Source organism: Shewanella sp. A22 (genome assembly GCF_053850585.1).
This window is the reverse complement of the sequence record NZ_JBSQBN010000273.1, coordinates 1-507: the sequence shown is the minus strand read 5'-3', so window position 1 is coordinate 507 and position 507 is coordinate 1. Positions and strand designations below refer to the sequence as shown.

Here is a 507-nt window from a genome sequence, read left to right as displayed (position 1 = left end):
AGAACGGCGTTGGTTACGCGAGAAACTAACGTGGGTGATATCTCTGCGCCGTACCATTCATCAAAGGCTTGAACGATATCACGAGTACTCATGCCTTGAGCGTAGAGCCACAATATTTTATCGTCCATAGAGGTAAATCTGGACTGGTGCTTTTTAACTAACTGAGGCTCGAAACTGCCTTCACGGTCTCGTGGCGTATCAAGCTCAAACTGGCCATCTTCAGTTTGAATGCGCTTGCTGGTTTTACCGTTACGGCTATTAGCAGAAGTGGATTTATGGTGTTTCTCATAACCCAGGTGTTCATCCATTTCGGCATTAAGAGCGGCCTCGACCGTTATCTTCTTGAGCATCTGACTAAATTGATTTAAGTCTTCTGGTGTTTTAATGCTTTTAGCTGCTTCTTTAGCAAAAGCTTCAATATCTTTTTTGTTCATGAGTATCTGCCTATCCTTAACTCTCAATAGAGTACGTTTTGATAAGCAGTTACACAAAATTAGTTACAGTCTC

The 507-nt window shown here is 42.2% G+C and carries 1 protein-coding gene; it reads right to left on the bottom strand.

What is annotated here, in order from left to right:
* The coding region (locus ACWXWT_RS20655) for a transposase (protein WP_456043426.1) at positions 1-434 on the bottom strand (434 nt) is incomplete at its 3' end.
* Positions 435-507: the final 73 nt, after the last annotated feature.